Source organism: Bordetella genomosp. 9, assembly GCF_002261425.1.
In the GTDB taxonomy this organism is placed as follows: domain Bacteria; phylum Pseudomonadota; class Gammaproteobacteria; order Burkholderiales; family Burkholderiaceae_B; genus Bordetella_C.
The window spans coordinates 3,106,736-3,119,953 of the sequence record NZ_NEVJ01000003.1 but is presented as its reverse complement, the minus strand read 5'-3'; the positions used below and the strand labels follow the sequence as shown (position 1 = coordinate 3,119,953).

Sequence of the window (13,218 nt, the reverse complement as noted above, 5' to 3'; positions counted from 1 at the left end):
GGGTTTATGGCCAGAATTCTGGTGGTTGATGACGAAGTTGGCATTCGCGAGCTTCTGTCAGAAATCTTGTACGACGAAGGACACACGGTCGAACTGGCCGAAAATGCGGCCCAGGCCCGTGCCGCTCGCCTACGTTCGCGTCCCGACCTCGTCCTGCTGGACATCTGGATGCCCGATACCGACGGCGTGAGCCTGCTCAAGGAATGGGGCTCGCAAGGCCTGCTGGACATGCCGGTCATCATGATGAGCGGCCACGCCACCATCGATACCGCGGTCGAGGCCACCCGCATCGGGGCGCTCGATTTTCTCGAAAAGCCCATTACGCTGCAGCGGTTGTTAAAAACTATTTCGGCAGCGCTGGCGCGTGGCCGCGTGCCGCAACCCGCGCCCGCGGCCGCCCTGTCGGCCGTGCCGCTGGAAGACGAACTGGACGTGCCCTCCCTGCCGTCCGCCGCCGCCGAAACGCCCGCCGGGTCCAACGGCTTGCTGGGCAGCATCTCGCTGGACCAGCCCTTGCGCGAAGCGCGCGACGCCTTCGAACGCATCTACTTCGAATACCACCTGGTGCGCGAAAGCCATAGCATGACCCGGGTCTCGGAAAAGACCGGCCTGGAGCGCACCCACCTTTACCGCAAGCTCAAGCAGCTGGGCATCGAGTCGGCGCGCAAGCGCAGTACATGAAGATCCTGATCGTCGGCGCGGGACGGGTGGGCACGAGCGTGGCCGAAAACCTGGTGTCCGAGCAGAACGACATCACCGTCATCGATACCGACGCGCGCAACCTGCAGGACCTGCAGGAACGTTGCGACCTGCGCGGCCTGCGCGGCGACGGCGCGCAGGTGTCCGTCCTGCGTGAGGCGGGCGCGGAGGACGCCGATCTCTTCATCGCCTGCGCCGCCTCGGATACCGTCAATCTGGTGGCATGCCGCATCGCGCGGCAGGTGTTCAACATTCCGCGCCGCATTGCGCGCGTCCGGTCGTCGGATGTCGCCGAACACCCTGAACTGCTCGGCGACGACGGCTTCTGCATCGACGCCCTGATCAGTCCGGAACGCAGCGTCACCACCTATCTGCACAGCCTGATCGAATTTCCCGAAGCCCTGCAGGTCGTCGAGTTCGCGGGCGGCCGCGTCAGCGTGGTGACGGCCCGCGTCGGTCGCGGCAGCGCCATGGCCAACCGGCCGCTGGAGGCGCTGCCGGAGGTCTGGCCCGACGTCTCGGCGCGCATCGTCGACATCATGCGGGATGGCCGGCCGCTGCAGGCGGGCCGCGGCACCGTCATCCAGCCCGGCGATGAAGTCGTGGTCGTGGCCGACACGCGGCATGCGCGCCGCGCGGTGCGCCAGCTGCGCTCGGCGGAAAAGACCGCGCGCCGCATCATGATCGCCGGCGGCGGCAACATCGGCCTGCGCCTGGCGCAGGAACTGGCCGAGGAAAACTACAGCGTGCGCATCATCGAGCACGGCGCCGCCCGTTGCCAGTACCTGGCGGAAAAGCTGCCCTCCAACGTCCTGGTGCTGCATGGCAACGCCACCGACGAAGGCCTGCTGGAACGCGAGAACATCGAGGACATGGATACCTGGCTGGCGCTGACCAGCGACGACGAGGACAACATCATGTCGTCGCTGCTGGCCAAGCGCCTCGGGGCGCGCCGCGTCATCGCGCTGATCAATCGCCAGGCCTATGGGGAATTGATGCAGGGCAGCCATATCGACGTGGCCGTCTCGCCTTCCCATGCCACCATGAGCGAACTGCTGCGCCACGTGCGGCGCGGCGACGTGGTCGCGGTGCACCGGCTGCGGCAGGGCGTGATCGAAGCCCTGGAAGCTGTCGCCCATGGCGACCAGAAAACCTCGCGGGTGGTCGGCCGCCAGGTCTGCCAGGTGCGCCTGCCCAAGGGCGCGGTCATCGGCGCCCTGGTCCGGGAAGACGAAATCATCATGCCGGACCCCGATACCGTCATCCAGCAGGACGACCATGTCATCGTCTTCGTGCCGGGCCGCAACCAGATGGCCCGCGTGGAAAAGCTGTTCCAGGTGTCCGCGTCCTTCTTCTGAACCCTACGGCGCCCATGCCAGCCCTTCGTATCCTTGATGGCCGCCTGGCGGCCGTGTTCAACCTGCTGGGCCTGATCATGGCGCTGTTCTCGCTGACCATGATCCTGCCGCTGGGCCTGGCGGTCTATACCGGCGACGCGGCGCTGGCCGCCTTCGTCGACGCCGCCCTGATCTCCATGGCGGCGGGCGGCCTCCTGTGGGCGGCGACCCACCGCCATCGCACGGAGCTTCGTCCCCGCGACGGTTTCGTGCTGGTCTCCATGGTCTGGACCGTGCTGCCGGCGCTGGCCGCCATGCCGCTGTTGATCTACTTCCACCGCGCGGGCACGCCGCTGTCGTTCACCGATGCCTATTTCGAGGCGATGTCCGGCCTGACGACCACCGGCGCCACCGCGCTGACCGGGCTGGATCGCCTGCCGGCTTCGATCAACCTGTGGCGCGCGACGCTGGTCTGGCTGGGCGGCATGGGCATCCTGGTGCTGGCGGTGGCCATCCTGCCGCTGCTGGGGGTGGGCGGGCATCAGGTGTTCCGCGCCGAGACGCCGGGACCGATCAAGGACGAAAAGCTCACCCCCCGCATCGCCAGCACGGCCAAGGCCCTTTACGCCATCTACTTCGGCTTGTCCCTGCTGTGCCTGGTGGCCTACCGCGTGGCGGGGCTGCCCTGGTTCGAGGCCTGGTGCCACATGGCCACTACCATGGGCCTGGGCGGTTTTTCCACCTGGGACGACGGCTTCGCGCATTTCGATTCGGTGCCGGTGGAAATCGTCGCGATCGTCTTCATGCTGATCGCCGGCGTGAACTTCGCCACCCACTTCAGCGCGTGGCAGGCGCGCAGCGCGCGGCCCTACCTGACCTGTCCGCAGACCATCCCTTACCTGGCCGTGACCCTGGGCGCCGCGCTGGCGATCTCGGTGTTCCTGTATGTCGATGGCGTCTACGGAACGCCCGGCGAAGCCCTGCGCTACGGCGTCTTCAACGCGGTGTCCGTCATCACCACGACCGGGTACGCGAACGTGGACTACACGCAGTGGCCCTTGTTCGCCCCGCTGCTGATGCTGCTGCTGTCGGGCGTGGCCACCTCCGCCGGATCCACCGGCGGCGGCATCAAGATGATCCGCGCCATCCTGCTGGCCAAGCAGGCGCGCACCGAGCTGGTGACCATGCTGCATCCGCACGCGGTCAGCCCGGTGCGCCTGCGGGGCAGGGTGGTGGACAACCGCGTGATGACTTCCGTCCTGGCCTTCATGCTGTTCTACGGCATGTCCATTGCCGTGCTGACCATACTGATGCTGATCTCCGGCCTGGATCCGGTGGTCGCCTTCAGCGCGGTGGTGGCCAGCGTCAACAATACCGGTCCGGGGCTGGGGCCGATAGGCCCCATGGGAAGCTTCGCCATCCTGACCGACTTCCAGACCTGGCTCTGCACCTTCGGCATGCTGATAGGCCGGCTGGAGCTTTTCACGGTGCTACTGCTTTTTACGCCTGCCTTCTGGCGCCGCTGACCGTCTCCGGAGATACCCTCGCTTGTGAGTGCTTGCTTACGAGATAAGGGGGAGAAGCCATCGGGTTACGCGTTGTTGCGCATTAATGTCACGATTTTCACCGTTTATGACCGCAACGGGCGGCTAAACTGCGGCTTCGCGTGACCCACCAGACACCGCTCGGCACCGCCCCGGACCTCAGGTTCCGCCGGGCCGGGCCCAGGATGCGCCTGGCGCCGTCCCCCACCATAAGATACATAGGAGCAGGAAATGGAACAGATCCCCTTCGTCCCTTCCGCCCCCAATACGCTGGGCATAGAACTCGAACTGCAACTGATCGATCCGCGGACATTTGACCTGACTGCTGCTTCGGACGAATTGCTGGCCCAGATGGCCGACCATCCCATCGCCGACCGGGTCAAGCCGGAGATCACCCGGTCCATGATCGAACTGAATTCCTCGGTGCACGAACATCCCGTGGGCCTGTTGGCCGAAATGCGCGAAATGCGCGCCGCGCTGTGCGAAGCGGCGGACGCCGTGGGCGTTTCCGTCGCCGGTGGCGGCGCCCACCCCTTCATGCGGTGGCAGGAGCGCTCGATTTCCGATACGCCGCGATTCCAGTACCTGGCCGAGATGTACGGCTACCTGGCGCGGCAGTTCACCGTCTTCGGCCAGCATATCCACCTGGGCGTCAAAAGCGGCGACCAGGCCATCAAGCTGACGCGGCAATTGTCGGCCTACGTGCCGCACTTCATCGCCTTGTCGGCTTCCTCGCCCTATTACGAAGGCGTGGATACGCTGTTCTCGTGCTGCCGCCTGAACGCGGTCAACAGTTTTCCCCTGGCGGGCCATATGCCGCCCGAGGTCACGGACTGGTACCAGTTCGAGGCCCATCTGGCGCAGTTGCGCAACCTGGGGCTGGCGGAAAGCATCAAGGACCTGTACTGGGACATCCGTCCCAAGCCGGATTTCGGCACCGTGGAAATCCGCGTGTGCGACACGCCGCTGACCGTCGAGCGCGCCTGCCAGCTGGCGGCGTTCGCCCAGGCGCTGGCGGTGCTGCTGCAGCGCGACCCCGCGCCGGAAGGCGGCTTGTGGCTGGCCTATCGCAGCAATCATTTCCAGGCCTGCCGCTTCGGTTTGCAGGGCAGCTACGTCACGGGCGAAGGCCAGCGCCTGCGGCTGATCGACCATCTGCGCGGGCTGTTCGGCCGCCTGATGCCGGTGGCCGACGAGCTCGGCACCGCCGATATGCTGACGTCGCTGCGCGACGACGCGCTGCGTGCCGGCAACGACGCGCGATGGCTGCGCGCCCAGTTCCACCGACTGCGCGACCTGCCGTCGGTGGTCGAATCCATGACGGGCGCCTTCCGTGGCGACAGCGGCCTGGTCGGCATGGCCGGCACCGATCCGACGTCGGTGCTGCGCCGGCGCGTCCGCGCCAATTCAGAACCGCTGGGCGGGGTGGGCGTGCAGACGCTTGCCGAGCCCGGGGTGGTGCCGCGGCGCCTGCACTGAGCCCCCCCAGGCCGATGTCAGGTATGTCAGGGGCCAGGCTGCCGCCGGCCCCCGATCGCGCTGACGGACAAGCGGGTTTCTCCCGGCGCGGCCTGCCGCGCCGCCGCTCGCCAGGCGTGGCCGTAGGCGACTTCTATCGTCAACGCGATCGTGCCGTCCGCGCGGCGCTGGGCTTCCAGCGCCTTGCATAGCCGGTCGCGCCAGGCCCGGGTGGCCAGCGACGCCTTGCGTCCCGCGATCGGATTGCCGCCCAGCGCGCGCACGTCTTCCAGCAGCCTGTCCGTCGTCCGATAGGTGAGCGTCAGGGTTTCCTGGTCCATGACGGGATCGGCAAAACCGTTTTCCACCAGCAAGTCGCCGAAATCGTGCATGTCCACGAAAGACGGCGTGGCCGTGGCCAGGCCCGCGTCGGCGACCGCCTGGCGCAGCTCGCGCAGCGTGCCGGGGCCCAGGCAGGAAAACATCGCCAGCCCGTTCACCTTGAGCACGCGCCGCCATTCGGCCAGGGCCGCATGGGGACGCGGATGCCAATGCAGGGCCAGGTTGGACCAGACCAGGTCCAGTGATTCCGGCGCCAGGCCGGTGTCGGACAGGTCGGCCTGGACGAAGCGGGGCGCGGCCGCCTTGTCGCCGCGCCCGACCAATTGGGCGGCCAGGCCGAGCAGCCCGCCGCGGCGGGGCGCGTTCCGCTGGCGCGCGATGTCGAGCAAGGGCCCGCAGCTATCCAGCCCGATGTAGGCGGCATCCGGATAGCGTTCCTGCAGCAGTGGCAGGCTGGCGGCGGCGCCGCAGCCCGCGTCCAGCAGCAAGGCGGGTTGTGCCCGGATGTAGCGCAGGCGGTCCAGCATGCGCCGGCCGATTTCGCCATACAGGAACTGGGCATTTTCCAGATCCCCGCGGCGGGCAAACTGGCGCGCCACGTGGGCGCTGACGATGGGGAGATCGGGCGGGGTCTGGGACATTTCGGTCGCGTCGGAGCCCGGGGCCCCGCGCGGATGTGATGAGATAAGCCCCTCATTATTGCGCACCGCCGCGCCCGCGCCCGCCAAGGGCCATGCGGCGTCGCGGGAATTGTCCGTGGGGGATCGACATGGATGGGTTCGCGGCCGGCGCGTCCAGGCTGGTTCGCGGGTGGCGCGCCGCCCGGGACCGCATGGTCTCGCGCATCGCCACGGACTGCCCCATGTGCGGCGGGCCGGCGGCGGCCGGACGGCCGTGTCCGCCTTGCGTGGGCGACGTCATCGCCACCATGCGCGACGGCCAGCCGCGCTGCCGGCGATGCGCCCTGCGCCTGCGGCCGGGGCGGACGTCTTGCCCGGATTGCGCCCGGCGGCCGTCGCCGCTGGCGGCCGTGTACGCCGGATTCGACTACGAATCGCCGGGGGACATGCTGATCACCCGCTACAAGATCGAATTGCGCTACGCCCTGGCCGAACCGCTGGCCGACCTGATCCTGCGCAACTTCTCCAGCGCACCGGCCGCGCTGGCGCCGGGCACGGTCCTCGTTCCCATTCCTTCGTCGCGGACCTCGCTCCGGCGCCGGGGATTCAACCCGGCCGCCGAACTTGCGCGCGCGCTGGCACGACGGACGGGCCTGCCGCTGCGCCCGCATTGGCTGGCGCGCGGGCGCGACGGCCCCAAGCAGAGCACGCTGTCGCGCGAGGCCCGTTCGCACGTCGCGCGCGATGCCTACGTCTGCCCGACGGCCGTTCCGCCCTGCACCGTCGCGGTGGTGGACGACGTGATGACCACCGGCAGCACCCTGCACGCCGCCGCGCTGGCGCTGCGCGCGGCCGGCGCCGCCAGTGTCATCGGGCTGGTCGCCGCGCGGGCGCCCGCGGATGCGGGCGGTGTACTGGCACAATATCACCTGCCCTAGGCTCCGCCGCGCCCGGCGCGGCATGTCCCCAGTCATGTATCACGTCATCCTTGTCGAACCCGAAATCCCGCCCAATACCGGCAACGCGATCCGCCTGTGCGCCAATACGGGCGCCCAGCTGCATCTCGTGCAGCCGCTGGGATTCGAACTGGATGATGCGCGCCTGCGCCGTGCCGGCCTCGACTATCACGAGTGGCGGCCGGTGCGCCTGCATGCATCGCTGCCCGCCGCCATCGCCGCGACCGGCGCTGCGCCGGATCGCGTGTTCGCCTTCACCACGCGTACCGAGCATTCCTTCGCCGGCGCCGCCTTCCAGCCGGGCGACGTGTTCGTCTTCGGACGCGAAACCGCGGGCCTGTCGGAGGCGCAACTGGCCCTGTTTGGGCCCGCCCAGCGCCTGCGCCTGCCGATGCGTCCGGGCCAGCGCAGCCTGAACCTGTCCAACGCGGTGGCGGTGGTCGTGTTCGAAGCCTGGCGGCAGGCCGGCTATACCGGCGGCATCTAGCGCGCCGCGACCGGCAACACGCCGGCGGTAAATAAAACTTCAACGCTTGCGTGGAATATCGCGACGATCCGCATCGCATTCCGCCGGTGCGTCGAACGCGCGCGCGCTGTTCCGCGGAACCGTGCATATGCGGTGTGTACCCATCACACGACCATCGCGATACAGATGGCCGCGGCAACGACCGGAACAGATCGGAAAGTGCCGTCGGCGGCCGCGTCGTGTCCAACCGCAGCAGAAGGATCGCATCATGCCCGTCTATCCCACTTCCGGCGCTGGCTCGCTCGTCCAGGACGACCGCACCCAATCCCACGCACGCGGCCGCCTGAACTCCGCCTCGTCGCTTGCCGGCACGGCACCGGAGGACGGCAGGCAATTCGTGGCCAGGTCCGCCAAGCGCAGGCCTCGTCACGACGGGCACGACGGGCACGACGGGCGCGTCGGCCACGCCGGCACGCCGGCGGTGAACAGCTGCGTGGTCGCCGTGAAAACGGCCGAAAGCCGGCTGCAAAAACATATCGGCAAGGCGGTTGCCAAGGTGGAGCACGCATGCATCCACGCCGGCATGCGCGTCCTGAAAAAGCTGGCGCCCGGTAGCACCGGCGCCATGCGCCGGCTCGCGATCAAGGCGGCGATGGATCCCGCGCAGGAACTGGCGCGGCGCCAGCTCGACGGCGATATCGCGGACCTGCGCACGCACAAAAAGGCGTTCAAGAAAGCGCGGCCCACCGTCAAGGCCACGCTCAAGAAGCTCGGCCGCATCGAAGCCGCCGTCATCAAATGCCGCAAGGACGTACGCCGCCAGCTTGAAAAGGACAGCACCCACCTGTGCGGCGGCCTGCCGACGCTTTCCGTGGCGCAGGCGCGTGTGGATAGCGGCCACGGGCCGGGCCTGCTCGAAAGCCTGCTGCAGAAGGGCAGGGAAGTCACCGGGCTGTCCTCCAGGCCGACCCTGGAAGAAGCCGCGCAGCTCATCGATCGCCTGTGGACGCATGGCCAGGAAGAAGCCAACGCCGACCGCCTCGCGCACGAACTGGCCAGGCTGCGCGGCAAGGTCCCCACCAGCGAGTCCCTGGAAAGCACCATAGACCAATGCCGCACCCTGATCGAAAGCGGCGAGTCCCTGCGCCGGAAGCGTCCATCGGAACTTGGCCAGTGGGACCAGGCCCTGGCGGATTTCCAAAGCGAAAAAGCCCGACCCTGCGCGGGCATGCTCGACCGGATCGACGGGGTCAAGCGCCTGCCCAATCCCGGCCGCGACGACTGGATGCGCCAGTTGGCGCGCGACCTGGACCTGCTGCCGCCCACGACCGCCGAAACCCAGCACTTCATCAAGCGCCATGTGGGCCGGGCCCTGCGCGGCCTTTCCGACAACGCCTTCGACGAGGTCTGCCGCGCCGCGTCGCCCGGCGGGTACATGGGCGCCATCCTGATCCAGGCCGATCGCATCAAGTCCGCGGGCGTGTTCGAAGCCTGGCGCGAGGCCGTCAACGACGAACGCATGCGCCGCTATGAAATCGAGCCGCTGCGCGAACTGGCCGCGCTGGCCCGGCGCATCGAATCGAATGCGATCCAGGGCATGAGCGATCGCGGCTGCGCCGATGACGAAGTGCCCCTGCCCGATCAGCTGGATCTGTACCTGCAAGGCAAGAATGCCGTGCATGCCCTGTTGCGCGGCATGTGCCTGTCCATGCGCGGCGACGACCAGCGCACCGCCTATCTGTCGCGCCTGATCATGGAGCGCGCCCCGGCGGACGTGCGCGCCACACTGCTGGAAACGACGACCTGGCGAAAGGACGCCGTATTGGACGCGTTGATGGCGGGCATCGGCCGCATCACCGCGAACGGCGACCTGATGGTGCCGCAGTATCGCCGCCTGTTGCAGGAAATGCATGTGATCCTGAAAGGCGACGCGCTGCCCCCCAGCGAAGGCAGCAGGACGCGCTGGCGCGACCTGACGGACTTCGACGCCGTGGAAGGCGCGCTATTGGTAAAGAAGCGCGGTCCGTTGCGGAAGGTGTGGGACAAGGTCTCGTTCTGGGCCGGCTACCTGGTGATCGGCAGCAGCGCCAGGATGGAGCATGCGCGCTTTTCGTATCACACGGGCCACCTGTACCAGCGCATACAGGACGCGTTCAAGCCCCTGGAGCGCTATCCCGCCGATGCGCAGGAAGTGCGGCGCACGTTCCGCGATATGCTGATCGCGGCGGACGACCTGCGCGCCCACTTCGCGGCCAGCCAGTTTCCCGCCAAAGCCTGCGACCGCTACCTGCGCATGGAATTCTCCCGTGCGGTGGCGACGCTGGGGCCGGATGCGCTCAAGAACCTGTACCGGAATCTGCAGGAGCCTTGCCCGGATATGCGGTTCAAGGCGCCGCGCTTCGCCTGGGTCACCACCGTGCAGGACTGGTGGCGCAACAAATTCGTCGACATCGGGCGCCAGATGCCGCGCGCTTCCATGGAATGGCAACAGACGGCCTATCGTGGCTGGGCGGCGCTGCGCGAGGCGGTTGAGCAGGAGCCGGAAGCGCGCAGCCACGCCTATCTGCTCGTGCGTCTGTCGGACAAGTTCGACCGTGATTCCAAGAAGGACTATGAAGGCATCAAGCAGTCCCTGGACAGCCTGATCAAAAGAGACGGGGGCATGTGGTCCGGCCCGGATACCGGCGACTTCACCACTTACGACGCCGCGTGGGCGCGCCTGAACCAGACGCACATGCACAAGATGCTGGCCCGGCTGGGCCGGTACGAAGGCCACATGGACGACTTCCTCAAGACCGACGCCGTCACCAGCACGATCGGCGAGGAAAACCGCTTTATCTACCGGTACTACCAGCAGGCCCTGTTGAATTCCGGCAGGTCGTTCGACGCGAACAATCCGATGAATCGCTATGCGGAACGTTCGTCGCCGGTGGAAGCCGTGCCGGACACCCAGGCGGACCCGGCGTCGGCTCCGGCTTCGGTGTCTCCGGCGGCGCCCGCCGTGCCGCCGGCGCCCGCGGCCGCCTGATCGCGGACCCGCCGCGATCAACCCGGCGCGATCAATCCAGCGACAGGTTCAGCTTCTCGATCACGGCATCCCAGCGCGCCTTCTCGTCCCGCATGCGGGTGGACAATTGCTCGGGCGACGAAGGCGCGGGCGTGAAGTACTGCACCGCCATCTGCTCGCGCACCTTGTCGCTGCTGATGATGCGCGCCAGCTCGCTGTTGAGCCTTTCCACCACGCCGCTGGGCGTGCCGGCCGGCACCAGGATCGCATCCCACGAGATCGCCTCGAAGCCTGGATAGCCCTGCTCGGCCATGGTGGGCACGTCCGGCAGCGTCTCGGTGCGTTCCAGGCTGGTGACGGCCAGCACCGTCGCCTTGCCGTTGCGGGCTTGCGGCATCGCGATGGCCGGCACCATGAAGGACGACTGGATGTCGCCCGCGATGATCGCGCTGATCACCTGCGGAAAGCCGGGATAGGGAATGTGGGCGATATCCAGGCCGGCCTGGCCCTTGAACATTTCCATGGCCAGTTGGGACGCGCTGCCGGGGCCGACCGAGCCGTAATTCAGGGCGCCCGGCCTTTCCTTGGCCAGCTTGACGAACTGTTCCACGGTCTTGATGCCCAGGCTGCTGGGCACCACCAGTACGTTCGGGCTGGTCGCCACCAGCGTGACCGGCGCCAGATCGGTGAAGGGATCGTAGCCCAGCGTCTTGCGATACAGCGTCGGCGCCGTCGTCAACGGGCCGTTGATGGTGAACAGCATCGTGTAGCCATCGGGCTTGGCCTCGGCGGCCAGGCGGGTGCCGATGTTGCCGCCGGCGCCCGGCTTGTTCTGCACGATGATGGGCTTGCCCAGGGCCTGCGAAAGCGGTTCGGACACGATGCGCGCCAGCAGGTCCGGAGACGACCCCGCGGGGAAGGGGACGATCATGTCGATGGGGCGCTCCGGCCATTCCGCATGCGCGGGCGCGCCCAGCGTCAGCGCCGTGGCGATACTGGCCAGGGCCAGCCACAGCCGTGGCAGGCGTGCGCCATGGGGGCCGGGATTGAACAGGAACATCGATTTCTCCTTTGGCTTGGATGGCCGATCGCGTCGGGCGATCGTGCGCTGTTTTGGGGTGAACGGCCTGCCGGGGGCAGGCGCTTAGTCGGGCACGCGCAGGTCTCCGCTTTCCGGTCGGGCGTCGCGCGCCAGCAGGGTGGACACGGCCGTCATGGGAGACACGCCGTCGAAAAGCACCGCGCAGACCGCGGCGGTAATGGGCAGGTCGACATTCAGGGCGCGCGCGCGCGCCAGGGCCGAGCGGGCCGCGCGCACGCCTTCGGCGGTCATGCCCCCGGCCAGGATGTCGGCCAGCTTGCGGCCGGCGCCGATGTCCAGGCCTACCCGGCGGTTGCGCGAAAGTTCGCCGGTCGCGCTCAGCACGAGATCGCCCAGGCCGGTCAGCCCGGAAAACGTATCCGCGCGGGCGCCCAGCGCCACGCCCAGGCGGGTCATCTCGGCCAGGCCCCGGGTGATCAGCGCGGCACGCGCGTTGGTGCCCAGCATCAGGCCGTCGGAGATACCGCAGGCGATGGAAATGATGTTCTTCATCGCGCCGCCGACTTCCACCCCGGCGACGTCGGAACCGGCATACACCCGCACCGCGCCGCCATGCAGCGCGGCCGTGGTGGCCGCGCACAGGGCGGCGTCGCCGCTGGCGACCGTCAACGCGACAGGCAGGCCTTGCGCGACTTCACGCGCGAAGCTCGGTCCCGACAGCACGCCGACGCGGACGCCCGGGGTGTCGGCCAGCGTCGCCAGCGCGATTTCATGCGGTAGCCGGCCCTGGGATTCGTCGAAGCCCTTGCAGGTCCAGACCACGTGCCAGCCGGCGCAGCCCAGCGCGGGCAGGCGCCGCGCCAGGTCCTGGCACATGGCTTCCAGCCCCGCCACCGGCACGCCAAGGATGAGCAGCGGCACACCGCCATCGGCGGCCGTCATGGAAAGCGCGCGATCGAAGTCGCTGCCGATTTCCAGCGAGGCAGGCAAAGAAACGCCCGGAAGATACCGGGCGTTTTCGTGTGTGGCGCTCATGGCGTCGGCCTGCGCGGCCTGGCGCGCCCACAGCAAGGTGGGACGACGGCGCGCGGCCACGGCCGCCAGCGCCGTTCCCCAGCTGCCGGCGCCCAGCACCGCCACCCGCGGCGGCACCTGGGTGCCGGCGGGCGGACGGGGCATGTCCGCGGGATTACTGGCGCGTGACATTGGGCGGCAGGATGATGCCGGAGTCATTGCCGGATTGCTGCTGCTGTTGCTGCATCTCGGCGATGCGTTGTTCGTACAGCGCCTGGAAGTTGACCTCCGCCAGATGCAGCGCGGGCAGCGAGGTGCGGGTGATCGCATCCGCCACGTTGGCGCGCAGATAGGGGTAGATCATGGTGGGGCAGACGATGCCCAGCAGCGGGTCCAGCTGTTCGCCCGGGATGTTGGCCAGCTCGAAAATGCCGGCCTGGGTGCCTTCGACCAGATACAGCACCTTGTCGGTGACGCGCGTGGTGACGGTGACGGTGACGGTGGACTCGAACAGCGTTTCGGTCAGCCGCTGGCCGCCGACGTTGATGCTGACCTCAACCTGCGGCGTGTCCTGTTCCAGGAATACGTGGGGCGCGTTGGGCATTTCCAGCGACAGGTCCTTCAGGTAGACGCGCTGCAGATTGAACGACGGAGCGTCGTCGCCCGCCTGGTTGGTTTGATCGGCCATGAAGAATTCCGGAAAGGGTGGGAGTAAAGCCTGAGGCAGGCAAAG

General features: G+C 68.1%; 11 protein-coding genes. 7 read left to right on the top strand and 4 right to left on the bottom strand.

Annotated elements, in window-relative coordinates:
- The first annotated feature begins 6 nt into the window (after positions 1 to 6).
- The 4 genes from CAL26_RS25225 (at position 7) to CAL26_RS25210 (ending at position 5,059) form a co-directional block, all read left to right on the top strand.
- A complete protein-coding gene (locus tag CAL26_RS25225; RefSeq protein ID WP_094849379.1) occupies positions 7 to 681 on the top strand; it encodes a response regulator in 675 nt (224 codons plus the stop codon).
- The gene (trkA, locus tag CAL26_RS25220; RefSeq protein ID WP_094849378.1) at positions 678 to 2,057 is read left to right on the top strand and encodes a Trk system potassium transporter TrkA; all 1,380 of its coding nucleotides are present in this window, start codon (positions 678 to 680) and stop codon (positions 2,055 to 2,057) included. The genes CAL26_RS25225 and trkA overlap by 4 nt, the downstream gene beginning before the upstream one ends.
- 14 nt (positions 2,058 to 2,071) lie before the next feature.
- Positions 2,072 to 3,562: a TrkH family potassium uptake protein gene (locus CAL26_RS25215; protein ID WP_094849377.1), complete on the top strand. Its 1,491-nt coding sequence runs from the start codon at positions 2,072 to 2,074 to the stop codon at positions 3,560 to 3,562.
- A gap of 249 nt (positions 3,563 to 3,811) precedes the next feature.
- A complete protein-coding gene (locus tag CAL26_RS25210; protein WP_094849376.1) occupies positions 3,812 to 5,059 on the top strand; it encodes a YbdK family carboxylate-amine ligase in 1,248 nt (415 codons plus the stop codon).
- 26 nt (positions 5,060 to 5,085) lie between these two features.
- Here the strand turns inward: CAL26_RS25210 and CAL26_RS25205 are convergent, their stop codons facing one another.
- Positions 5,086 to 6,021 carry a methyltransferase domain-containing protein gene (locus CAL26_RS25205; RefSeq protein ID WP_094849375.1) on the bottom strand — a complete coding sequence of 312 codons (936 nt, stop codon included), beginning with the start codon at positions 6,019 to 6,021 and terminating at the stop codon, positions 5,086 to 5,088.
- A 128-nt stretch (positions 6,022 to 6,149) separates the two neighbouring features.
- Here CAL26_RS25205 and CAL26_RS25200 point away from each other — a divergent pair, with 128 nt between their 5' ends.
- The 3 genes from CAL26_RS25200 (at position 6,150) to CAL26_RS25190 (ending at position 10,450) form a co-directional block, all read left to right on the top strand.
- On the top strand, positions 6,150 to 6,938 hold the full coding sequence (locus tag CAL26_RS25200) for a ComF family protein (protein WP_094849374.1): 789 nt from the start codon (positions 6,150 to 6,152) through the stop codon (positions 6,936 to 6,938).
- A 34-nt stretch (positions 6,939 to 6,972) separates the two neighbouring features.
- Positions 6,973 to 7,443, top strand: coding sequence for a tRNA (cytidine(34)-2'-O)-methyltransferase (locus tag CAL26_RS25195; protein WP_094849373.1), 471 nt, complete (start codon positions 6,973 to 6,975; stop codon positions 7,441 to 7,443).
- A 247-nt stretch (positions 7,444 to 7,690) separates the two neighbouring features.
- A complete protein-coding gene (locus CAL26_RS25190; RefSeq protein ID WP_094849372.1) occupies positions 7,691 to 10,450 on the top strand; it encodes a hypothetical protein in 2,760 nt (919 codons plus the stop codon).
- Positions 10,451 to 10,481: 31 nt separating this feature from the next.
- Here CAL26_RS25190 and CAL26_RS25185 read toward each other — a convergent pair whose 3' ends face one another.
- From CAL26_RS25185 to secB, 3 genes are all read right to left on the bottom strand, one after another.
- The gene (locus tag CAL26_RS25185; protein ID WP_094849371.1) at positions 10,482 to 11,489 is read right to left on the bottom strand and encodes a Bug family tripartite tricarboxylate transporter substrate binding protein; all 1,008 of its coding nucleotides are present in this window, start codon (positions 11,487 to 11,489) and stop codon (positions 10,482 to 10,484) included.
- 84 nt (positions 11,490 to 11,573) lie between these two features.
- Positions 11,574 to 12,650, bottom strand: coding sequence for an NAD(P)H-dependent glycerol-3-phosphate dehydrogenase (locus CAL26_RS25180; RefSeq protein ID WP_094850076.1), 1,077 nt, complete (start codon positions 12,648 to 12,650; stop codon positions 11,574 to 11,576).
- A 10-nt stretch (positions 12,651 to 12,660) separates the two neighbouring features.
- Positions 12,661 to 13,173 carry a protein-export chaperone SecB gene (gene secB, locus CAL26_RS25175; protein ID WP_094849370.1) on the bottom strand — a complete coding sequence of 171 codons (513 nt, stop codon included), beginning with the start codon at positions 13,171 to 13,173 and terminating at the stop codon, positions 12,661 to 12,663.
- Positions 13,174 to 13,218: the final 45 nt, after the last annotated feature.